The organism is Streptosporangium sp. LJ11 (genome assembly GCF_051918945.1).
GTDB lineage: Bacteria > Actinomycetota > Actinomycetes > Streptosporangiales > Streptosporangiaceae > Streptosporangium.
Window position 1 is genome coordinate 255,994 of sequence record NZ_JBPXMB010000003.1, and the last position, 22,181, is coordinate 278,174.

Genomic DNA, 22,181 nt, shown 5'->3' on the forward strand with positions numbered 1-22,181 from the left:
TCCGGACAAAACATGCTTTATTGCAGTTTCACAACATCATTTGGGCTCTTGACTCTAACTTTACCTTCTCGTCTAATCTCCCGGTTCGGCGCGCTCATACGGCGGGCCGGTGAGTGGGACGCGTCCGGCCAACCCGGGCGCAGGGAAGGGGACACGTTGTCCGGCAGAGTCAGCAGAGGAGGCGCCGGCAGGCGTTTCCTCGCGATAGTCCCCGTGCTCGGCCTGGCCGTCACGGGACTGGCCGTGGGCGGTGCGTCGGCCGAGAGCGACACCTCGGTCGCGCGGTACCAGCCGACCGCGGCCGACTACTACATCAACTACGCGCCCCCCAGGGACGAGCCGGAGGTCGACGACCCGGCCGTGCCGTCGGCGAAGGCGCGCAAGGTCAGCCCGTCCAAGAAGATCGCCGAGAAGTACTCCGCGGGCAACCCCGTCGCCGCGCGGGTGCTGGCGGCCCGTGAGGCCCAGGCGATCAGGACGGGGACCAACCCGGCGGACTTCCTCTTCAAGAAGTCGAAGACCGTCAAGACGGCCAAGCTCCTCACGCTGCTGGTGGAGTTCAACGACAAGGCCGACGACGACTTCTCCGGCTTCTCCCGCCCGGCCGACGTGAACAGCGAGGACCCGGCCGAGTGCGTCACCGAGCCGGCGGGCACGCTGCTCAACGGCCCGCTGCACAACAAGATCCCCAACCCGGCCACGCTGTCCCACAAGGACAACAACAGCTTCTGGGTGCCCGACTTCAGCCCCGACCACTTCAACAAGATGCTCTACACCAAGCAGGGCATCACCCAGCGCGTCCGCACCGACCTGACCGACCCCCGGGACGGCCGCAAGGGCATCGACATCTCCGGCCACACCATGAAGAACATGTACGAGGAGATGTCCAAGGGCGCCTACACGGTCACCGGGCAGGCCAGCCCGTGGATCAAGGTCCCGCACTCCGAGGCCTACTACGGCGCGCGCGCCTGCGGCCAGCCGGTGCAGGACATGAGCGGCCACCCGGACAACCCGCTCGGGGCCGGCCAGCTCGCCATCGACGCGGTCAACACCCTGGTCGCCACCGACCCGGACTTCCCCTGGGCCGACTACGACATCGAGGACGTCGGTGACGCCGACGGCGACGGCAACTTCGCCGAGCCCGACGGCGTGGTCGACCACCTGGTCCTGGTCCACGCGGGCAAGGACAAGTCCTCCGACGGCGGCGCCGAGGGCACCTACGCGATCTGGGCGCACTCCAGCGCGGTGGCCGGCGGCTACCAGGTGCCCGGTAAGAACGTGAAGATCTCCAACTACATCGTGCAGCCCGAGGACTCCGGCGTCGGCGTCTTCGCGCACGAGTACGGCCACGACCTGGGCCTGCCGGACCTCTACGACACCAGCGGCCAGGCCTCCTCGGCCGTCGACTTCTGGGACCTCATGTCCAGCGGCTCGCACAGCGGCCCGATCTTCCAGTCGATGCCCTCCCACATGAGCATCTGGAGCAAGTGGATCCTCGGCTGGGCCAACCCCAAGGTCTTCAACCCCGGCGACCGCGCCGGCCTCGTGACGATCGGCCAGGCCTCGCGCACGCCCAAGCTCACCCAGGACGGCGTCAGGGTGAACCTGACCAGTGCCCCGGTCACGATGGTCGAGCCGCACAGCGGCACCAAGACGTTCTGGTCGAACTTCGACCAGGAGTGGGCCAACGTCAAGATCGGCCGTGACGTCCAGGTGCCCGCCGGGACCGACCTGAAGTTCTGGATGTGGAACAACTACGAGATCGAGGAGGACTGGGACTACGGCTTCGTCGAGATCTCCACTGACGGCGGCACCACCTGGGCCCAGCAGAAGGTCTACACCGAGGGCGGCGCCCTGGTCTCCACCGACGACGGCTACACCGACCCCAACAAGAACCTCGCGGCGTTCGGCGGCAAGAAGTACGGCCTCACCGGCAACACCGACGGCTGGCGGCACGACTACGTCGACCTGGCCCCGTTCGCCGGCACGACCGTCAAGCTGCGCCTGACCTACAACACCGACGCCGCCTTCACCCCGCGCGGCTGGCACGTCGACGACTTCGCGCTCACCAACGGCGCCGAGACCGTCTGGAGCGACGACCTGGAGAGCGGCGCCACCGGCTGGACGGCCGGCCGCGGCACCTTCAACGGCACCACCGGCGCGGGCTGGGTCGTCAACGACGGCAAGCGCGAGGTCTCCCGGTTCTACCTGGCCGAGTGGCGCAACTTCGACGGGTTCGACAAGGGCCTGCAGTACACCTACACCACCAACTACTCGCGTGAGGGCGCGTGGAAGGTGGAGAAGGTCAAGTACAACGCCCCCGGCCTGCTCGTGTGGTTCCGCGACTCGAACTACACCAACAACTCGCTGGCCAACAACCTCGAACTGGCGCCGAGCATCGGTTCCAAGGGCAGCCTGCTCCTCGTCGACTCCCACTTCGACCCGCTGCGGCGGACCGGCGCGGCGGCCGAGAAGGACCCCACCACGCTCAAGAACATGAACGGCCGCGTGCAGACCTCGAACGCCGCCTTCTCCTTCTCCAAGACCTACCCCTTCACCGAGTGCTTCGAGGGGCCGGGCGAGCCCTTCAGCGAGTACTGCACCAAGGTGGCCGCGCAGAAGGGCGTCTCCGAGTTCACCGACGCCAAGACCTGGTACCCCGGGTTCGAGGCGCGCGGCACCAGCCTGTTCTACCGCGACTTCGACGCCTCCACGGTCGTCCCCTCCAAGGGCGACCAGCCCTACAGCACCCGGGTCGTCAACGCCGACGGCACCCCGGCCACCGAGCTGTACGGGACCGACATGGGCAACGGCCACGTCCTCGGCTCCGGCAACCCCGGTGACGAGGGCAAGGCGCTGGGCGTGAAGCTCAAGCTGGTCACCCCGTTCCCGGGCGATCTCGGCGCGATCGTGCAGGTCACCCCGCCCAAGGAGTAGATCACCCCGCCCAGCGGGCGGATGAGGGCCCACGGGCCCCGGGGCCCCGCCGTCACCGACGGCGGGGCCCTACCATTTGAACGGGCAACCACCCGATCGGATAGGGGCAGCGTGGGAGAGCTTCGAAGCAAGGCCGAGCACACCGAGGCCATCCGGACCAAGGGCAGGGTCTGCGTGGTCGTCAACACGCGCTCGCGCCGCGGCCGGCGCCACTATTCCGCCGTGGTCCGCGCGCTGCGGGCCGAGGGGTTCGGCTCGATCCGCTTCCTGCCGGTGGTCGACACCAAGCGCCTGCGCGCCACCCTGGAGGAGGCCCTGGCCGACGAGCCCGACCTGCTCGTCGTGGGCGGCGGCGACGGCACGCTCAGCGCCGCCGTCAAGCACGTCGCCCACCGCGACGTCGCCCTGGGCGTGCTGCCCCTGGGCACCACCAACAACTTCGTCCGCAGCCTCGGCGTCCCCCTCGACCTCGCCGGAGCCATCCGGGTCCTGCGCACCGGGAAGGTCGCCGACATCGACCTGGGCGTCGCCGGAGACCGCGAGTTCGCCAACCTGGCCAGTTTCGGGGTCTCCGTGGAGGTGGCGGGCAAGGTGCGGCACGGGGTGAAGCGTCTGCTCGGCCGCGCGGCCTACCCGCTCACGGCCCTGACGATCCTCCCGCGCCACCAGCCGTTCCGGGCCTTCCTCACCGTGGACGGACGCCGCCACGAGCTGCTCACCCACCAGCTCAACATCGCCAACGGCCGCTTCCACGGCGGCTGGCAGGTCGCCAGGGACATCAGCATCGACAACGGCCGCCTGGTCGCGTACCAGCTCGGCTCGGGCAAGCGCCTGCGCCTGCTGCTGGAGACCATGGTCCGCGCCGGCAGCGGCCGCTGGCGCAGCCTGGCGGGAGGCCCCTTCGTGGTGGGGCGCGAGATGTACCTGGAGACCGACCCGCCGATGGCCGCCGACGTCGACGGTGAGGTCCGCCTGATGACCCCCATCATGATCCGCACCGTTCCCAACGGCCTGCGGGTGATGGTCCCGGACGATTTCGTCGACTCCTGAGCCCGGTGCGGCCCCGGGGAGCCGGGTGCGGCGGTGATTGGAACCGGTCTCAGCGGGTAGTCGGAGGTTTCCGACAGATGGAGGACACCATGGCATCGCTGATGGATCGGATTCGAAACTATCTGCGCACCCCGCAGGGACAGCGGCACATGGAGAAGGCCAAGACGATGGCCCGCGACCCGCGCAACCAGCAGAAGCTGCGCGGGCTCCTTGCCCGCTTCCGGGGCGGCCACACCCGCCACTGACCCCGCCGCCCGGCGGCGCGCCAGGGCCCCGGCCGAGAGCCCGGGCCCGGCCCCCGCACGGCCGTCGGCCGGGCGGGCGGCCGGTTCGCGTCTACTTTCTGGTAAATCTTTACGGCTGTTTTCCAGTGATACGCCGGAATCTCGTCCGGAGCCTGTCGAGCAGCGGCTCCGGCGCCGGCAGGCCCTCGTGGTGCTCGTCCTCGTGCCGCGCGGGTGCCCGCGGGCCGGCGTCCCGCGGGTGGTGTTCCGGCCCGCGATCCTCCGGCCGCCCGGTGTCCGCCACGCCGGCGCCCTCCGTGGCGGGGATCTCAGGGATCTCAGGGATCTCGGGGACGCCGGGGAACTCGGGGACGACCTCCCGAATGGCCGGAACCTGCGGGTGGCCGAGGTGCCGCGGCCGGAGGTCCTGGGGACGAAGGTCCGGCACGGCGGGCTCCGGCGGGCGGGGCCGCCGTATCCGCCGCAGGTCGGCCAGGGCCTCGGCCGCGCCGGGACGCTTGTTCGTCGCGTGGTCGCGCATCCGCCGCAGCAGGTCCATGACCTCCACGGGGACCTCCACGGGCGCCTCGCCGGAGGCGGGCTCGGCGTCGGGGGTGATCGGGGGAAGCCTCCCGGTCAGCAGCCGGAAGGCGATCACCCCGGCCGCGTACACGTCGGAGGCGGCCGTCATCCGCTCCGGCATGGCCTGGCACTCGGGAGCCGCGTAATGGGTGTCGAGGACGTTGGGCAGCTCGCTGGCCACGGTGTGCGCGCGGGGGCCCGGCTTGGCGTAGTCGAACCCGGTGAGCATGGCCCGGCCCTCCTCGGTCACCAGCACGCACGCGGGGCTGAGCGCCCGGTGGATCACGTTGTTGGCGTGCACGTGGGCCAGGCCCAGCAGCATGTCCTCCACCACGTCCAGCCGGGCGGCGGTGGAGAGGGTGGACGGGGAGGCGGTGAGGTGAAGGTGCAGCGCCTGTCCGTGCACGTCGTCGAGGACCAGCACGAACCGGCTCTCGTCGTCGATGGCGAAGAAGTCACGGGCCCGCACCACGCACGGGTGCGGGGGAATCCTGGTGAGGGCCTGGTAGGCGTTGGTGATCAGCCGTCGCTCGGCCGCCCTCGGTTCCTCCTCGGCCAGCGGGTCGGCCCGGTAGACGCGCAGCAGGACCGTCTCGCTGCCCGGGACCGTCGCGTTGATCGCGCGGTACTCGGTGACCCGGTTGTCGCCGCCCAGCTGCTCCTCCACCACCCAGCTGCCGAAGCGCGGCGGCGCCGTGGAGCGCCGCACGCTCCCGTTGAGCGCCTCGATGATCGCGGTGCCGTACGGCGCGGTGTCCGTGGTGTGGCCGCGCCTGACGCGGGAGGCGTCGCCCAGCGTGCCGATCAGCCCGGCGAGGTCGGTGACGTGCCGCGAGTCGCGGCCGGCGGGGTCGACCAGCTCCGCGTCGGTCCCGGTGAGCACCACGAGGCTGTCGACGTAGACCCGGTCCAGCTCGCGGCGCTCCTGGGTGAGCAGGCCCTTGAGCGCGCGCCCGTTGCCGCGCAGCTTGGCGACGGGAGAGCCGAACGCCTCCCGCCGCTGCGGGAACCAGCGGGTTCCCGCGACCTCGATCCGGCCGCGGGTGCCCTTGACGTCGATGACGCAGAGCGAGTGACCGGTCAGGACGATCACGTCCACCTCGAAGGTGTCGTCCCCGCGGGGCACCTCGATGTTGTGCAGCAGCAGCCAGTCGTCCGGGGCGTTGTCTCGCAGATGCGCGATGACCCGTCGCTCGGCGTCGTTGACCGGGCTTCCGCCGCCGACGATCTGTGCCATCTCTAGCGTGCCGCCTTTCTGATCGCGCTCATCGTGCCACGCACCATCCCAAGAGGCTCATCTTCGCCCGTACCTCTACTTTTCCACCACTGGGACACGCGGGCCTCCCTATGATCATGGCGTAGTCCCGGCCGCGAGGCGTGATCGACGTGTCCCACGCTCCAGGAACGCCCCTGCCGTGCCGTGCCGAGGCCGATGCCCCGGGTGCCGCCGGTGAGCACGCTGTTCGTCATGGTCGTCTCGCGAACGGTCGGTGAAACGGTAACGGGGGCCGCGGCACGGCCGGCGGCCGGTCGTGAGCCCCCGGGCCCGAAGGTGTGCGAAACGCGGGCCGGGGAGTGGTTCGCCGCGCGACACGGCACGGTGTCGTCCCCGCATCCCCCTGTGATCATCGCAGCGAGGCCCATGTTTGCCGGGGGAGGAGAGGGTAGACGTCCTTTCCTGTAGGGGAGGAGGCAGCCCATGACCAACACCAAGGAATCACTGCCGACGTCCGAGCTGATCCGGCAGATGTCGGAGCAGGTCTCGCGTCTCGTCAGGGACGAGCTGCGCCTGGCCAAGGCCGAGCTGACGGAGAAGGGCAAGCACGCGGGAATCGGCGCGGGGTTGTTCGGCGGGGCGGGAGTGGTGGCCCTGTTCGGGGCCGGTGCCCTGGTCGCCGCGGTGATCCTGCTTCTCGCGCAGGTCATGCCCCCGTGGGCGGCGGCCGCGCTCGTGGGCGGGGTGCTGCTGGTCATGGCCGGCGCGCTCGGGTTCTTCGGCAAGCGCCAGGTCGCCGAGGCCGCCCCGCCGACCCCCGAACGGACCATCGAGAGCGTCAAGGACGACATCGACGCGGTGAAAGAGAGGGCGCACCGATGACTGAGACAGACCCGGGCGGACCCGAGCGGCCCCAGGCCGTGGCCGGAACCACCGGATCCCGCAGGAAGGGCGTCGACGAGCCGATAACGCCGGACGAGAGCGGATCGCTGAACATCCCGCCGAACCAGCCGGACGGCACGCCCCGCGAGGACCTCGGCGTCACCGGGTCCGAGCGTGACGGCACGCCCCGGCTCCCGGAGGGCGCGGCGCTCGCCGCCGCCCCGGACACTGCGGCGACGACCACCCCGTACGCCGACACCGGTGCCACCGGCGGCGTGAGGGGGGACGGCAAGACCGTCGGAGACGACGGGAACGACACGGAGAGCGTGCGGCGGGACATCGAGGACGCCCGCCGCGAACTGGGCGAAACAGTGGAGGCACTGGTGCACAAGACCGACGTCAAGGGCCGTTTCCAGGAGACCGCCGCTCAGGTGGGCGACGACCTGCGCAAGGCGGGGGCGGCGACCGCCACCACGGCCACCGAGATGGTGGAGCGGGTCAAGGTGGCGGCTCCCGAGATGGTCGGGCGGGTGAGGGAGGCGGCCCCCGAGGTCGTCGGCCGGGTCAAGGAAGTGACTCCCGTCGAGATCAAGGACGCGGCGAACAGGGTCACGACCGAGGCGGGCAAGCGCCCGGTGGTGACGATCGCGGCGGTCGCCGCGCTCGTCCTGGTCGTCTTCCGCGTGCTGCGGCGAGGCAAGAAGAAGTAGATGACCGGCAGCACCGGCAGGGCCGCCCCCGGCGATTCGCGGGGGCGGCTCGCCCTTGTCCCCGAGACTCCCTCGGAACTGCCCCGGGGGGCATGGTGGGGGGTCCTCAAACGGACCGTCCTGGAGTTCCAGCGGGACGGCCTGCCCGACTGGGCCGCGGCCCTCACCTACTACGCGGTGCTGTCGATCTTCCCCGGCCTGATCGTGCTGGTGTCCGTGCTCGGCCTGGTCGGCCAGGACGTGATCTCCACGATCCTGGCCCAGGTCGCGGCGCTCGCCCCCGGCGACGTCACGCAACTGGTGAGGGACCAGGTCGAACAGGTGCGGGGCAGTGGCGGCACGAGGGGCCTCCTGGCGATCGTCGGCCTGCTGGTCGCCCTCTGGTCGGCCTCCGGCTACATCGCCGCCTTCATCAGGGCCGGAAACGCGATTTACGACATCCGGGAGGGACGCCCCCTGTGGAAGCTGACCCCGCTCAGGGTCGGGCTGACGCTGGTGGTCGTCGTCCTGATGGCCGCCGCGGCGGTGGCCGTCACCTTCACGGGAAGGCTCGCCGAGCTGGCGGGCGAGGCCCTGGGAGTCGGGCAGACCGCGGTCACCGTCTGGGGGTACGCCAAGTGGCCGGTCCTGGTGCTGATCGCCGCGGGCCTGGTGATGCTGCTCTACTGGGCGGCGCCCAACGTCCGCCAGCCGGGATTCCGCTGGATCAGCCCCGGCGGGCTGCTGGCGGTGCTGCTCTGGGTCGTCGTCTCCGCCGGGTTCGCGGCCTACGTCGCCAACTTCGGCTCCTACGACAAGACCTACGGCACGCTCGGCGCCGTCGCGGTGTTCCTGATCTGGCTGTGGCTGTCCAACATGGCGATCCTGCTGGGCGCCGAGTTCGACGCCGAACTCATGCGGGAACGCCAGATCGCCGGAGGCCATCCGCCCGAGAGCGAGCCGTACGCCGAGCCCAGGGACGAGGCGGAGGAGGAGGACGGCCCCCTTCCCGGTCCCGGCGAAGGCTGACCGGGTGCCGGTGGAACGGGGAGGTCACCGGAGATCCGGCCGATGCCTGTGCGTGCAAGCGAGCCAAACTCATGTCTGTCGGGGTAATCTGACCGTTTCCGGGTGGGCGGCGGACCCCCTCCTCTCCGCCCACCCGGACCTTCCCGTGACCGATGTCCCCGCCGGGTACCCGTTTGCGGCCCGGAAGGGCGAACTATGCTGATCTCGGACGCGCGCGGAGGCGTGCGCATGTAGCGTTCTCGGGCAGGACACGATGTTCTCGGGGCAGGACACGATTCTCGGGGCAGGACACAGGAGATCTCATGCGCCGTGCTCTCGGGGTCGCCGCGGGCCTCGCCCTCATCGCGGCCGCCCTGTCCCCGCTGCCGCAGGCCCAGGCCAGCTGCGTCACCGCCGCCAGGAAGTGCCAGGGCGAGCCGCTGATCGGCATCGAGCTGACGGCCGGGGCCGCACCGCGCCCCGATTCGCAGGGCCGGGTCTCCTACACCCTCGACTACTCCATGACCTGGACCCCCTCCTTCGCCCCCTACTGGGGCGCCTTCTGGGTGGGGGGCCGCTTCCCCGAGGGCGCGCGGGGAGGCGTCCGGGCGGTGCTGCTCGACGGCGCCGGCGGGCGGAGCTCCGTCCTGCGCTGCCGCGAGCGCTCCGACGGCGTCTGGTGTGCCGCCGGAAGCCACGTCCCGCACCGGGGGCGGATCGTCTTCACGACCCGCCTCGCGCCCGGCACCGAGGCCAAGGCCGCGGCCAGGCTCGGCTTCGACAGCTTCGAAGGACTCGACAGGGAGGAGTCCGAGCGCGGTTTCAGCCGGGCGCAGGCGCGGGAGAGATTCTGCGAGCACCGTTTCACCACGACCGTCACGACGACGCAGGCACCCTGAGGAGACGAGTTGAACGCCGTACTGACCGGTGTGCACCACCTCAAGATCTGGGTGAGCGACCTGGAGCGGAGCCGTTCCTGGTACGAACGGGTCCTGGGGCTGGAGCACCACACCAGCTTCCAGGACGAGGACGGCGTGATCAGGGGCATGAGCTTCACGGTCCCCGGCGCGGCCTTCCAGATCGCGCTGCGTGAGAACCCCGACCTGGCCAGGGTGCTCTTCGACGCCGACCCCTTCGCGCTCCAGGTCACCCGCGAGGGGCTCGACGACTGGGTCGCCCGTCTCGACGGTCTCGGCGTCCCGCACAGCCCGGTCTTCCGGGCCTCCGCGGGCCACGCGATGGGCTTCGCCGACCCCGACGGCGTCCAGATCCGCCTGTACGCCCCGGACGAGGAGGTCCACGCCGCCCAGGTGGGCGCCGGAGGCGTCTATCAGGGCCAGGCCCCCGCTCCCGCCCCCGAGGGGGACCGGGACTGAGAGGTCCCGTCCCGGAGGTGGAAGCGGGCGGCCGTCCGACGTGCCCGGTCCGGGGGCGAGGGGTCAGGAACCGGCGGCCATGTCGAAGAAGCGCAGCTCCAGCCGTACGGCGCGGCGGAAGAAGTCGAGCACGCGCAGCCGTCCCTCCTCGTCCAGCCCGGGGCCCAGCCGGTCCAGCTCGTCGCGCAGGAAGTGCACCCAGGCGCGGAAGGCCGGGCCCTCGTGCAGCTCGATCCACTCGCGGTGCACGAAGTTGTCAGGAAGCGGCTCCTCGGCGCGGGAGGCCCAGCCGAGATAGGACCATTCGGCCACGCACAGCACCGCCAGGACGAGCGGGTAGTCCAGGCTGGTCCTGGCCTCGTCCATCAGGGCGCGGAAGTCCACCGTGACCGGCTCCAGCTCCGGGGAGGTCATCTCGGCGGGGGTGGCGCCGAGGGCGGCGAGGGCCCGGTGGAAGTACGTCAGCTCCTCGGTGGTGGCGATCTCGCCCAGGAACTGGCCGAACGGCACCCGCGACTCGAAGCTGTCCGCGCAGGCCACGGCCGCCCCGAGCAGGGCGGTGAAGGAGTCGACGAACTGGAAGTCCTGGACCAGGTAGCGGCGCATGTCGTCGTCGGGGACGTCACCCCGGGTGATCGCGGCGGCGAACGGGTGGCTCACCACCGCCGTCCACTCCGGCTCGCTCAGCGAGCGCATCCACTCGCTGAAGGCGGGATCGACGGCACTCGCGCGCCACTCGTCGTAGGGGATCTGCTCCACGGGGCCTCTTCTCGCGATCTCGGCATCTCGATCAGCGTGAATGCTAGCCCCGCGGGGCCCGGCGCGCGGCGGTCCCGCGCATTCCGCGATCACCCAGGTCAAGGAGTCTTTGCAGGGCAGGACGGGTTCTTCAGGGGATGGTCGGGCACGTTCCGGCAGGACGATCCCGAAAGGGCACCCGGAGGGATGTGAGGCCGTGACCGAAGAGGCCCTGACCGGGGACGCGGCGATCGAAGAGGTCCTGACCGAACCGGTCGTCAACGCCGCCGTCATCTACTACTCGGCCACGGGTACGGTCTTCGCGCTGGCCAAGGCGGCCGCCGTCGCGGCGGAGAAGGCCGGTGCCGAGGTCCGCCTGCGCAAGGTCAGGGAGCTCGCGCCGGCCGAGGCCATCGCGTCCAGCGAGGGCTGGGCCGCCCACGCCGCGGCCACCCAGTACGTCGTGGAGGCCTCGCTGGAGGACCTGGAGTGGGCCGACGTGCTCCTGTTCGGCACGCCCACCCGCTACGGCAACCCCACCGCCCAGATGAGGCAGTTCATCGACACCACCGGCCGGCTGTGGGCCCAGGGCCTGCTGGTCAACAAGATCGTCTCGTCGTTCACCGCGAGCTCGACGGCCCACGGCGGGCAGGAGAGCACGATCCTCGCGATGAACAACACCTTCTACCACTGGGGGGCGATCATCGTGCCGCCCGGCTACGCGGACCCCGTCCAGTTCCGGGCCGGCAACCCCTACGGCACCAGCCACACCTCCGACAACGGCACCATCCCGCCCGGCGACGTGCAGCTGGAGGCGATGGACTTCCAGGCCCGGCGGGTGGTGGAGGTCGCCTCGGCGTTCCTCCGCGGGCGCCTGCCCTGACGGCGGCGTTCCCCCGCGATCGCCGGGTGACCGGGGCGGCCTCGCCGACCGGCCGTATCGGCCTACCCGGAAACCGGCACGGAGCAGGTCATTGACCGCCGAAACACCGGACGATTAGCGTCGAGGTCCCGGCGTCCAGGGGAGAGACCGTGACCGTGCACGAACCCGGCCTCGGCCGGTACTACGAGGACTTCGTCGTCGGCGACGTCTACCAGCACCCGCTCGGCCGCACGATCAGCGAGGCCGACAACACCTGGTTCACCCTGCTGACGATGAACACCAACCAGAATCACTTCAACGCCCACTTCGCCGAGCGCGCCCCGGTCGGGAAGATCATCGTCAACTCCGGTCTGTCCGTGGCGATCGTGCTCGGCATCTCGGTGATCGACGTCAGCCAGACCGCCCTGATGAACCTCGGCTGGGACGAGATCAGGCTGACCCACCCGGTCTTCCTGGGCGACACCCTGTACGCGGAGTCGATCGTGCTGGACAAGCGGGAGTCGCGGTCGCGGCCCTACGCCGGGATCGTCACCTGCAAGACCCGCGGCCTCAACCAGGACGGCGACGAGGTCATGTCCTGGCGCCGCGCGGTGATGGTCTACCGCCGCGACGCGCCGCAGGACAAGAACTACTTCCCGCGGGCCAGGACCGGTCCGCTCACCCCCTGACGGCCGCTTCGCGGAAAGGACCCCGTGATGGACTTCGAGCTCGACGAGGAGCAGCAGCTGTTCCGCCGGACCCTGCGGGAGTTCGTCGACAAGGAGATCGTGCCGGTCGCCTCCGAGTGGGAGCGGGCCGGCCGCTACCCCACGGAGATCGTCGAGGGCTTCAAGGAGATGGGGCTGTTCGGGATCACGATCCCCGAGGAGTACGGCGGGCTCGCCCTGGACCGGGTGTCGTTCGCCCTGGTCTTCGAGGAGATCGCCCGCGGATGGATGGGCGTGGCCGGGGTGCTCGGCTCGCACTCCCTGGCCGCCTGGATGATCGCCAGGTACGGCACCGGGGAGCAGAAGGACGCCTACCTGCCGGACCTGGCCACCGGCGCCCGCCGTACCGGCATCGCGCTGACCGAGCCCGCGGCGGGCACCGACCTGCAGGGCATCCAGACGCGGGCCGTCCGCGACGGCGACCACTACGTGATCAACGGCACCAAGACGTGGATCACCAACGCCAGGCACGCCGACCCGATGCCCGTCCTGGTCAAGACCTCCGTCACCGACCCCGCGCACCGCGGCATGTCCCTGCTCCTGGTCGAGGCAGGAACCCCCGGGTACACCGTCAGCCGCGACCTGCCCAAGCTCGGTTACAAGGGCCCCGAGACCTGTGAGATCGTGCTGCAGGACGTGCGCGTCCCGGTGTCGGCGCTGCTCGGCGGGACCGAGGGGCGGGGCATGCAGCAGGCCCTGTCGGCCCTGGAGCTCGGCCGGATCAACATCGCCGCCCGCGCGGTCGGCCTGTCCCAGTGCGCCTACGACGCCGCGCTGAGCTACTCGCGCGAGCGCCACGCCTTCGGGCGGCCCATCGCGGACTTCCAGGCCATCCAGCTCAAGCTCGCCGACATGGCCACCGACATCCAGGCGGCCCGGCTGCTGACCTACTGGGCGGCGGTCCGCTCCGAGAGCGGCGCGGTGAACTCCGAGGCCGCGATGGCCAAGTACTTCGCCTCCGAGGTCGCGCTGCGCGCCACCACGGAGGCGATGCGGATCCACGGCGGCTACGGCTACTCGCAGGAGTTCGTCCTCGAACGCCTCTACCGGGACGCGCCCCTGATGGCCATCGGCGAGGGCACCAACGACATCCAGCGGATGGTCATCGCGAGGTCCCTCATCTCGGGCGCGGCCAAGCTCGGTTGGTGACGCCCGGTGACGCCCGGTGACATCCGGCGGTGCCCGGTGACACGGCCCCGCTCTCACGCCGCCGAGGGATCGTGCGGGCCGCCCGGCGTCTCCTATCCTGACGTGATGCCGGTTTCCGAAGTGGTACCAGGTGAGGGCTGTCTGTTCTGTGCCATCGCGGCCGGGGAGCGACCGGCCCACGTCGTCCTCTCCGACGGCGTGGCCGCCGCCTTCCTGGACACGCGGCCGGTCTTCAGGGGCCACGTCCTCGTGGTCCCGCGGACCCACGTCGAGACGCTGGCGGACCTGCCGGTACCGATGGTCGGCCCGTTCTTCGAGCGCGTCCGCGCCCTCTCCGCCGCCGTCGAGCGGGGCCTGGAGGCGGCCGGTACGTTCGTCGCGATGAACAACCGGATCAGCCAGAGCGTCCCGCACCTGCACACCCACATCGTTCCCCGCAACCGCAAGGACGGCCTGCGCGGCTTCTTCTGGCCCCGTACGAAATACGAGGACCCCGCCGAGGCCGAGTCCTACGCCCGCCGCATCCGCGAGGCCCTGCCGGTGGGGACCGAGCGGCCCTGAGAACCGTCCCGCCCACGTTCCGGCACCGGTTTCACCGGCCGGGCACGGGGCTCGGCGATGAGCGTCCGGCCGTCTCCGCCCGCAGGGTGGCGCATCATCTTGATCTACAATGTAAAGGGGCTTGGCCGGGTGTTCCTCTCGTGTCCAGAGCACCTCGCACCGCATGGAAGATCCTGTTCAACCCCGTTCCGATGTGGAAAGAGGGTGTGATCCCGATGGGTGAGGCGCGGGCGTGGCCGGGCGTATAAGGTCCGGAGCGTGGAACCCCTCGTTGCCGTGTTGCTGGTCGCCGCCCTGGTCGGCGTACCCGCCCTGGTGCTGTGGCGGGTGCTGCGCGGGCGCAGGGAGCTGGGCAGCAGCCCCGCGGAGCGGGCCACGTTCGAGACCCTGCACACCGCCTCCCTGGCCGCGCCGCCGCTGCGGGCGGGGCTGACCGAGGCGGGGGCGCAGAAGGCGTCCCGCCATCTTCGGGAGCTGCTGGGCTCCCCGGCGCTGGCGATCACGGACGAGGAGCGGCTGCTGGTCTACGACGGTGAGGGCGACCACCACGCCCGCGAGGCGTTCGCCCACGCCGCCAAGACGCTCGCCGGGGGCCGGACCCGGGTCCTGGGCCCCGAGGTCGTCTCGTGCGACCTTCCCGAGTGCCCGATCAGGTTCGCCGTGGTGGTGCCGCTCACCACCGACGGCAGGGTGGTGGGCTCTCTCGCCTCGTACGGCGGGCACGCCTCGGCGGGTCTGGTGAGGGCCGCCCACGAGGTCGCGAACTGGGTCGACTCGCAGCTGGAGCTGGCCGAGCTGGACCGGTCGAGGACGCGTCTGATGGAGGCCGAGGTCCGGGCGCTGCGCGCGCAGATCTCCCCGCACTTCATCTACAACTCGTTGACGACCATCGCCAGCTTCGTCCGTTCCGACCCCGACCGGTCCCGTGAGTTGCTGCTGGAGTTCGCCGACTTCACCCGGTACTCCTTCCGGAGGCACGGGGAGTTCACCACGCTGGCCGAGGAGCTGCGTTCCATCGACCGCTACCTCACCTTGGAGCGGGCCCGCTTCGGCGATCAGCTCCAGGTGACGCTGCGCATCGCCCCCGAGGTGCTCGCGGTCGCGGTGCCGTTCCTGTGCCTGCAGCCCCTGGTGGAGAACGCGGTCCAGCACGGGCTGGAGAGCAAGCCCGGGGTCGGGCGCATCTCGATCGTCGCCGAGGACGCCGGGGCCGAGTGCCGGATCAGCGTGGAGGACGACGGCGTCGGCATGGAGCCCGACCGCCTGCGCCGCATCCTGGCCGGTGACGCCGACGAGCGCTCGGGGGCCGGGGGAGTGGGGCTGGTCAACGTGGACGAGCGGTTGCGCCAGGTCTACGGTGACGAGTACGGCCTGGTGGCGGAGACGGCCAAGGGGGCGGGAACGAAGGTCAGCGTCCGTCTGCCCAAGTACCATCCGGGTGTCTCCGCCCGTTGAGCCCGCGCCTGGTCCGAACCTTTCCCCCTACCGAAAAGTTGACAGGCGATGTCTGATTCATCACCCTCTAGAAATTCCCTCGTGAACGATCTGGAGGAGTGACCGTGACCGGCCTGCGCGTCCTTGCGGTGGACGACGAGCTTCCCGCGCTGGAGGACCTGGCCTACCTGCTCCGGGACGACCCCCGTATCGAAGAGGTCTCCCTGGCCAGGGACGGGGCCGCCGCGCTCCGCGTCCTGGACCGGGCGATCGCCGACGGGCGGCCGATCGACGCGGTCTTCCTCGACATCCGGATGCGCGGCCTGGACGGGGTGGTGCTCGGCCGGTTGCTCTCCCAGTTCGCCAACCCGCCCCGGGTGGTCTTCGTGACGGCCTACGAGGAGCACGCGGTCGACGCCTTCGAGATCAAGGCCGAGGACTATCTGCTCAAGCCGGTACGGCCGGAGCGGCTGGCCGAGGCGATCCGCAGGGTGTTCGTCTCCGCGGAGCTGCCGGAGAGCGAGGGGGCGGGCCGCGCCGACCCCGACACCATTCCGGTGGAGCTCGGCGGTGTCACCCGGTTCGTGGCCAGTACCGAGGTCCGGTACGTGGAGGCGCAGGGCGACTACGCCCGCCTGCACACCGCGGGGGGCAGCCATCTCGTGCGCATCTCGCTGGCCACGCTGGAGGAGCGCTGGTCCTCCGCGGGGTTCGTACGGGTGCATCGCAGCCATCTGGTCGCGGTCAAGCACATCGACGAGTTGCACATCGACTCGGGCCGGTGCGTGGTCCGCATCGGCGAGACCGAGATCCCGGTCAGCCGCCGCCACACCCGCGAGCTGCGCGACCTCCTGGTTCGCAGGGCGCGCAGGGGAAGGTCCGAATGAGCCGTGACGCAGAGCCCGGTGAGGGGGCCGAGCCGCGCCGGTGGATCGCCGACCGGACGCGCAGGGATGCGGACCGGTCGCGCAGGGACGCCGACCGGCCGCGTAAGGACGCCGAGCGGTCGCGCAGGGATGAGCGTCCGCGGCGCGAGGTGGTGACCAGCCCTCGCACGATGGCGCCTCGCCACCCCCGATACCCGGTCACCCGCGAGATCGACGAGCAGACCCGTCTGGGCGAGGTGTACATGCGCTCGCTGGTCCGTACCCAGTTCCGCCTGGCCCTGTTCGTCTGCACGGTGCTGGGGTGCGTGGTGGCGGGGTTGCCCCTGATGTTCCTGCTGGTGCCGGAGTTGCGCGCGGTCCACGTGCTGGGGATCCCGCTGCCCTGGGCGGTGCTGGGTGGTCTGATCTACCCGGCGTTCGTGGTCGGCGCCTGGCTCTACGTCCGGCAGGCGGAACGCAACGAGCGGCACTTCGCCGAACTGGTGGACAGGGCCCGTTGACCAGGCGGCGGACCGTTCCGGGGCCGGAGCCCGAGATCTCCCGGCCGGAACCTGAGGCCTTCGCGACGGGAGACGTCACGGGAGGCGTCAAAGAGGACGTCGAAGAGGACGTCGAAGAGGACGTCGAAGAGGACGTCAAGGGAGACGGCATGGAAGACGTCGGGGGAGGCGTCGGATGAGCACCGCGTACGGTGTGACGGCGGTGGTGCTGGTGGTGCTGGCGGCGGTGCTGATCGGCGCGTTCGGGATCAGGCTGTCGCGGACCACCTCCGACTTCTACGTCGCCTCCCGCACGGTCTCCCCGTTGTGGAACGCCTCCGCCATCGGCGGGGAGTACCTGTCGGCCGCGAGTTTCCTGGGCATCGCCGGGCTGATCCTCACCTACGGCGCCGACATGCTGTGGCTGCCGGTCGGCTGGACGGGCGGCTATCTGGTGCTGCTCGTGCTGGTCTCCGCGCCGTTGCGCCGCTCGGGCGCGTACACGCTGCCCGACTTCGCCGAGGCGCGGCTGGAGTCGATGGCGGTGCGGCGGATGGCCGGGGTGCTGGTCGTGCTGATCGGCTGGCTGTACCTGATGCCGCAGTTCCAGAGCGCGGGCCTGGTCCTGCGGGCCATCACCGGTGCTCCCGAATGGGCGGGGGGCCTGCTGGTGGCGGCCGTGGTCGCGGTGAACGTCATGTCCGGCGGCATGCGGTCGATCACGTTCGTGCAGGCCTTCCAGTACTGGCTGAAGCTCACCGCCCTGGCCGTGCCGCTGGTGTTCCTGCTGCTGGCGTGGCGCGGCGACGGCTCGCCGGGGCTGAGCGCGCAGGACGCGGCCACGTGGGCGCTGCCGCTGTCGACCGGCAGGGAGTACGGCCTCTACTCGACCTACTCGCTGATCCTGGCCACGTTCCTGGGCACCATGGGGCTGCCGCACGTGCTGGTCCGCTTCTACACCAATCCCGACGGCCGGGCGGCGCGCCGTACGACGCTGGTGGTCCTGTCGCTGCTCGGCGCCTTCTACCTGCTGCCGGCGGTGTACGGCGCGCTGGGCCGGATCTACGTCCCGGAGCTGGAGGGCAGTGACACGGTGGTCCTGTCGCTGCCCGGGCGGCTGATCGGCGGCGTGGCCGGGGATCTGCTGACGGCGCTGGTGACGGCCGGGGCGTTCGCGGCGTTCCTGTCGACCTCCTCGGGGCTGACGGTCTCGGTCGCCGGGGTCATCGGGCAGGACATCCTCAAGGGCGGGGTGCGGTCGTTCCGGGCGGCGGCGGTGCTGGCGGTGATCGTTCCGCTGGGGCTGGCGGCCTTCGCCCGCTCGCTGCCGGTCGCCGACGTCGTCGGCCTGGCGTTCGCGGTGGCGGCCTCCTCCTTCTGCCCGCTGCTGGTGCTGGGCATCTGGTGGCGGCGGCTCACCCCCGTCGGCGCGATGGCCGGGTTGCTCGCCGGTGGCGGCCTGGCCTGCGGCGCGGTGCTGATGACGATCGGCGGGGGGCCGCACACCGGCCTGGTCGGTGCTCTGCTGGCCCAGCCCGCCGCGTGGACGGTGCCGATCGCCTTCCTCGTCATGGTGGTGGTCTCGTTGCTGACGCCGGGGCGCATCCCGCCGAACGTGGCGCGCACGATGGTGCGCCTGCACACCCCCGAGATCCTCAATCTGGACCGGGGTGACTGGCGGCCCCGGTCCTCTTGACGGCTCCGGCGAGCTGTGACGGAATGACGCTTATGGGCCGATATTTCGGTTGTTCTGACTAGGTTTGGTACTCGCCGGCTCCGGTGATGAGGCGCTCGCCGAGGTCGGCGACGCCACTGCCGTGCTACCCGGGAGCCGGGTGGCACATCGGCCCGCCGTGCCGCCCGGGAGCCGGCCGGCGCACCGGCCCACCGCCGTACCGTGCGGGAGCCGGGTGGCACATCGGTGCGCCGCCGTGCCACATGAGAGCCGGCCGGCACACCGGTGCGCCGGTCAGCGGTGATGCCGGAGGTCCTGCGCCGGCCCCGGTTCCGGCTCGTCTACTTCGGGATGGCCGTCAGCCTGCTGGGCGACGCCTCGCTGCTGCTGGTACCCGGGATCCTGGCCAAGAGTCTCACCGGTTCCGACGCCGCGGCCGGGCTGACTCTGTTCTTCTTCATCCTGCCCCTGTGCTTCTCGCCCCTCTTCGGATACCTGATCGACCGGGTGGACCGCAGGAGGCTCCTGATCGTCACCTGCGTGCTGTCGGGCGTCTCGCTCGCCCCGCTGGTCGCGGTCACCGGGCCGGACACGGTCTGGCTGATCTACCCGGTGTCCGCGGCCATGGGCTGCTCGTACGCGGTGATCTTCTCCGCGCTCGGCGGGCTGCTCAAGGTCATCCTGCCCGAGCACCTGCTGGCCGAGGCCAACGGGGCCCTGCAGACCACCCGGCAGGGACTGCGCCTGTTCGGGCCGCTGCTGGGCGTGGCCGTCTACACCGCCTTCGGGCTCGGCGCGCTCGTGCTGTTCGACATGATCACTTTCCTGGTCGCCGCGGCGGTCTTCGCGATGCTCCCCGCGCCGGAGCCCCTGCCGCGCGTCTCGCCGGACCCCTCGGGGCGCTGGCGCGAGGAGTTCTGGGCCGGGGCCCGCTACCTCTCCGCCGATCCGACGCTGCGTCGCGCGACCGTGGCGCTCTGCCTGATGTTCTCGGTGGCCGGGGCCGCCGAATCGCTGATCTTCGCGGTCATCGAGCACGGTCTCGCCAGGTCGCCGGAGTTCACCGCGTTCACCTCGACGGCGATGGGCCTCGGCGCGATCGCCGGGGGGCTGCGCAGTTCCACGGTGATCGCGCGCCGGGGCGAGCTCTTCGCGATCGGCACGGGCATCGGCCTGTACGGCGTGGCGGTCCTGTGCTGGGTGATCCCCGCGGAGACGGTCGTGCTGGGGGCGATGACGGTGGCGGGCGCCGGGCTGACCCTGGAGGGGGTGGCCAGGACGACCCTGGTGCAGCGCCGCAGCCCGGCTCACCTCGTCGGCCGGGTCTCCACCGCCCTGGAGTCGCTCACCGGGTTCACCCAGCTGCTGTCCCTGCTCGGCGGAGCCGTGCTGGTGTCGCTCGTCGACCACCGCCTGCTGCTGGCGGTGGTCGGCCTGACGGTCTGCTGCGCCGGCGTTTACGCCCTGCGGGGCGGGCCGTGGTGAGATCGGGCCCCTGCGGGAACCGTTCGTCGTACGAGACGGACCTTTCACCGCAAGCCCGATCCAACTGAACGCGACGCGGCGGCGCCTCGGCGAAGAGAGCGCGTGCGGGTCTCCTCCAGGGGTAGCGTCCACCCCTACGTTGTCCGTGATCCAGATCACATTTTGGGAGGTCCTGTGACCGCCAGGCAACATGATTCGTCGGTCTACGAAGAAATTCAGACCGACGCACGATTCCAGGAGTTGAAGAGGCGTTTCCGGGCCTGGGCGTTCCCGATGACCGCGGCGTTCCTCGCCTGGTACCTGCTGTACGTCGTCCTGTCCGCCTGGGGGCGCGACTTCATGGGCACGAAGGTTTTCGGCAACATCAACGTGGCGCTGATCTTCGGTCTGCTCCAGTTCGTGTCGACGTTCGGCATCGCCTGGGCCTACTCCCGTTTCGCCGAGAAGAAGCTTGACCCGCTGGCGGACGAGATCCGCCACGGGGTCGAGGGGAAGACCGAATGAGCCACCAGACCCTCTCCACGATCCTGTTCCTGCTCTTCGTCGCGGGAACGCTGGGCATCACCTTCTGGGCCAGCCGCAACACCAAGGACGCCACCGACTACTACGCCGGTGGCCGGTCCTTCAGCGGCGTGCAGAACGGCCTCGCCATCGGCGGCGACTACATGTCGGCCGCGAGCTTCCTGGGCATCGCCGGAATCATCGCCCTGTCGGGCTACGACGGCTTCCTGTACTCGATCGGCTTCCTGGTCGCCTGGCTGGTGGCGCTGCTGCTGGTCGCCGAGCTGATGCGCAACTCCGGCAAGTTCACCATGGCCGACGTGCTGGCCTTCCGGATGAGCCCCCGCCCGGTCCGCACGGCGGCGGGCGTCTCCACCATCACGGTGTCGATCTTCTACCTGCTGGCCCAGATGGTCGGCGCGGGCGCGCTGGTCGGCCTGCTGCTCGGTGTCACCTCGCCGACGGGCAAGGCGCTCACGATCGTCGGCGTCGGCATCCTGATGATCGTCTATGTGGTCGTCGGCGGCATGAAGGGCACCACCTGGGTGCAGATCGTCAAGGCCGTGCTGCTCATGGGCGGCGCGACCCTGGTCACCCTGCTGGTGCTCGGCCACTACGGCTTCAACCTGTCCGGCCTGCTCGGCGAGGCCGCCACCCAGAGCGGCAAGGGCGCGGCCTTCCTGGAGCCGGGCCTGAAGTACGGCACCGAGGCGCAGGGCCTCGCGGGCAAGATCGACCTGATCAGCCTGGGCCTGGCGCTGGTCCTCGGCACCGCCGGCCTTCCGCACATCCTGATCCGCTTCTACACGGTCCCCACCGCGAGGGAGGCCCGCAAGTCGGTCCTGTGGGGCATCGGCATCATCGGCACCTTCTACCTGCTCACCCTCGTGCTCGGCTTCGGCGCGGCGGCCCTGGTCGGCGGCAAGGCGATCGTGGCGCAGGACAAGGCGGGCAACACGGCGGCGCCGATGCTCGCCGAGGCGGTCGGCAAGGCCATCTTCGGCGACGTGGGCGGCACCGTCCTGCTGGCCATCATCGCGGCGGTCGCCTTCGCCACGATCCTGGCGGTCGTCGCCGGCCTGACGCTGGCGTCGAGCTCCTCCTTCGCCCACGACCTGTACGCGCACGTGTTCAAGCGCGGCAACGTCACCGACAAGGAGGAGGTCCTGGTCGCCAGGATCTCGGCCTTCGTCATCGGCGCGGTCGCGATCGGGCTCGGCATCCTCGCCCAGGGCCAGAACGTGGCCTTCCTGGTCGCGCTCGCCTTCGCCGTGGCGGCCTCGGGCAACCTGCCCGCGATCCTCTACAGCCTGTTCTGGAAGAAGTTCAACACGGCGGGCGCGGTCTCGGCCATCTACGGCGGCCTGGTCTCCGCGCTGGTCCTGGTCATCTTCTCGCCGGTCGTCTCGGGCAGCGCCACCGCGCTGTTCCCCGACGCGAACTTCGCCTGGTTCCCGCTGAGCAACCCCGGCATCGTCTCGATCCCGATCGGCTTCCTGGCCGGGTTCATCGGTGCCCGCCTCAGCAAGGAGTACAACGCGGAGAAGTACGCCGAGATCGAGGTCCGCTCGCTCACCGGCATCGGTGCCGAGAAGGCCACCCCGCACTAAACCCCTACCGTGCCCCCCGTACTGTGACCCCCCGTACGAACCGTGTGCGGAGTGCGGGGACCCGGGGCCCGGCCGCGTCGCGGCCGGGCCCCGTCGTCATGCGCGCCC

At 70.8% G+C, this 22,181-nt stretch carries 22 protein-coding genes; 20 read left to right on the forward strand and 2 right to left on the reverse strand.

Annotated features, from left to right (window positions below):
• The first annotated feature begins 156 nt into the window (after positions 1–156).
• The 3 genes from ACTOQ3_RS05830 (at position 157) to ACTOQ3_RS05840 (ending at position 4,232) form a co-directional block, all read left to right on the forward strand.
• Positions 157–2,937: an immune inhibitor A domain-containing protein gene (locus ACTOQ3_RS05830; RefSeq protein ID WP_440082378.1), complete on the forward strand. Its 2,781-nt coding sequence runs from the start codon at positions 157–159 to the stop codon at positions 2,935–2,937.
• 111 nt (positions 2,938–3,048) lie between these two features.
• Positions 3,049–3,987 carry a diacylglycerol/lipid kinase family protein gene (locus ACTOQ3_RS05835; RefSeq protein WP_440082379.1) on the forward strand — a complete coding sequence of 313 codons (939 nt, stop codon included), beginning with the start codon at positions 3,049–3,051 and terminating at the stop codon, positions 3,985–3,987.
• A gap of 101 nt (positions 3,988–4,088) precedes the next feature.
• Positions 4,089–4,232 (forward strand): hypothetical protein, encoded by a 144-nt coding sequence (locus tag ACTOQ3_RS05840; protein ID WP_440082380.1) that lies wholly within the window; start codon positions 4,089–4,091, stop codon positions 4,230–4,232.
• Between the two features lie 109 nt (positions 4,233–4,341).
• Here ACTOQ3_RS05840 and mads6 read toward each other — a convergent pair whose 3' ends face one another.
• Positions 4,342–6,030 (reverse strand): methylation-associated defense system protein kinase MAD6, encoded by a 1,689-nt coding sequence (mads6, locus tag ACTOQ3_RS05845; protein ID WP_440082381.1) that lies wholly within the window; start codon positions 6,028–6,030, stop codon positions 4,342–4,344.
• Positions 6,031–6,492: 462 nt separating this feature from the next.
• On the opposite strand from mads6, the gene ACTOQ3_RS05850 reads away from it, so the two are divergent.
• The 5 genes from ACTOQ3_RS05850 (at position 6,493) to ACTOQ3_RS05870 (ending at position 9,964) form a co-directional block, all read left to right on the forward strand.
• A complete protein-coding gene (locus tag ACTOQ3_RS05850; RefSeq protein ID WP_440082382.1) occupies positions 6,493–6,891 on the forward strand; it encodes a phage holin family protein in 399 nt (132 codons plus the stop codon).
• Positions 6,888–7,601: a DUF3618 domain-containing protein gene (locus tag ACTOQ3_RS05855; RefSeq protein WP_440082383.1), complete on the forward strand. Its 714-nt coding sequence runs from the start codon at positions 6,888–6,890 to the stop codon at positions 7,599–7,601. The genes ACTOQ3_RS05850 and ACTOQ3_RS05855 overlap by 4 nt, the downstream gene beginning before the upstream one ends.
• Positions 7,602–8,609, forward strand: coding sequence for a YihY/virulence factor BrkB family protein (locus ACTOQ3_RS05860; RefSeq protein ID WP_440082384.1), 1,008 nt, complete (start codon positions 7,602–7,604; stop codon positions 8,607–8,609). It abuts the gene before it with no gap.
• A 302-nt stretch (positions 8,610–8,911) separates the two neighbouring features.
• A complete protein-coding gene (locus ACTOQ3_RS05865; protein ID WP_440082385.1) occupies positions 8,912–9,487 on the forward strand; it encodes a hypothetical protein in 576 nt (191 codons plus the stop codon).
• A gap of 9 nt (positions 9,488–9,496) precedes the next feature.
• Positions 9,497–9,964 carry a VOC family protein gene (locus ACTOQ3_RS05870; RefSeq protein WP_440082386.1) on the forward strand — a complete coding sequence of 156 codons (468 nt, stop codon included), beginning with the start codon at positions 9,497–9,499 and terminating at the stop codon, positions 9,962–9,964.
• A gap of 63 nt (positions 9,965–10,027) precedes the next feature.
• Here ACTOQ3_RS05870 and ACTOQ3_RS05875 read toward each other — a convergent pair whose 3' ends face one another.
• Positions 10,028–10,723: a TenA family protein gene (locus ACTOQ3_RS05875; protein ID WP_440082387.1), complete on the reverse strand. Its 696-nt coding sequence runs from the start codon at positions 10,721–10,723 to the stop codon at positions 10,028–10,030.
• 196 nt (positions 10,724–10,919) lie between these two features.
• Between ACTOQ3_RS05875 and wrbA the strand changes: the two genes are divergently transcribed.
• The 12 genes from wrbA (at position 10,920) to ACTOQ3_RS05935 (ending at position 22,073) form a co-directional block, all read left to right on the forward strand.
• Entirely contained in the window at positions 10,920–11,585 is a 666-nt protein-coding gene (wrbA, locus tag ACTOQ3_RS05880) for an NAD(P)H:quinone oxidoreductase (RefSeq protein ID WP_440082388.1), read from the forward strand.
• 149 nt (positions 11,586–11,734) lie between these two features.
• Positions 11,735–12,253, forward strand: a complete 519-nt coding sequence (locus tag ACTOQ3_RS05885; RefSeq protein ID WP_362693245.1) for a MaoC family dehydratase — start codon at positions 11,735–11,737, stop codon at positions 12,251–12,253.
• A 27-nt stretch (positions 12,254–12,280) separates the two neighbouring features.
• Entirely contained in the window at positions 12,281–13,441 is a 1,161-nt protein-coding gene (locus ACTOQ3_RS05890) for an acyl-CoA dehydrogenase family protein (protein WP_440082389.1), read from the forward strand.
• A gap of 105 nt (positions 13,442–13,546) precedes the next feature.
• On the forward strand, positions 13,547–14,002 hold the full coding sequence (locus ACTOQ3_RS05895; RefSeq protein ID WP_440082390.1) for an HIT family protein: 456 nt from the start codon (positions 13,547–13,549) through the stop codon (positions 14,000–14,002).
• A gap of 258 nt (positions 14,003–14,260) precedes the next feature.
• Positions 14,261–15,457: a sensor histidine kinase gene (locus ACTOQ3_RS05900; protein ID WP_440082391.1), complete on the forward strand. Its 1,197-nt coding sequence runs from the start codon at positions 14,261–14,263 to the stop codon at positions 15,455–15,457.
• A 104-nt stretch (positions 15,458–15,561) separates the two neighbouring features.
• Positions 15,562–16,323, forward strand: a complete 762-nt coding sequence (locus tag ACTOQ3_RS05905) for a LytR/AlgR family response regulator transcription factor (RefSeq protein ID WP_362693257.1) — start codon at positions 15,562–15,564, stop codon at positions 16,321–16,323.
• Entirely contained in the window at positions 16,320–16,823 is a 504-nt protein-coding gene (locus tag ACTOQ3_RS05910) for a hypothetical protein (protein WP_440082392.1), read from the forward strand. Before ACTOQ3_RS05905 ends, ACTOQ3_RS05910 begins: the two co-directional genes overlap by 4 nt.
• Positions 16,820–17,002: a hypothetical protein gene (locus ACTOQ3_RS05915; RefSeq protein WP_440082393.1), complete on the forward strand. Its 183-nt coding sequence runs from the start codon at positions 16,820–16,822 to the stop codon at positions 17,000–17,002. The genes ACTOQ3_RS05910 and ACTOQ3_RS05915 overlap by 4 nt, the downstream gene beginning before the upstream one ends.
• Positions 16,999–18,498 (forward strand): sodium/solute symporter, encoded by a 1,500-nt coding sequence (locus ACTOQ3_RS05920; RefSeq protein WP_440082394.1) that lies wholly within the window; start codon positions 16,999–17,001, stop codon positions 18,496–18,498. Before ACTOQ3_RS05915 ends, ACTOQ3_RS05920 begins: the two co-directional genes overlap by 4 nt.
• A 282-nt stretch (positions 18,499–18,780) precedes the next feature.
• A complete protein-coding gene (locus ACTOQ3_RS05925; protein ID WP_440082395.1) occupies positions 18,781–19,962 on the forward strand; it encodes an MFS transporter in 1,182 nt (393 codons plus the stop codon).
• 174 nt (positions 19,963–20,136) lie between these two features.
• Positions 20,137–20,466, forward strand: a complete 330-nt coding sequence (locus tag ACTOQ3_RS05930) for a DUF485 domain-containing protein (RefSeq protein ID WP_440082396.1) — start codon at positions 20,137–20,139, stop codon at positions 20,464–20,466.
• Positions 20,463–22,073: a solute symporter family protein gene (locus ACTOQ3_RS05935; protein WP_440082397.1), complete on the forward strand. Its 1,611-nt coding sequence runs from the start codon at positions 20,463–20,465 to the stop codon at positions 22,071–22,073. The genes ACTOQ3_RS05930 and ACTOQ3_RS05935 overlap by 4 nt, the downstream gene beginning before the upstream one ends.
• Positions 22,074–22,181 lie beyond the last annotated feature (108 nt).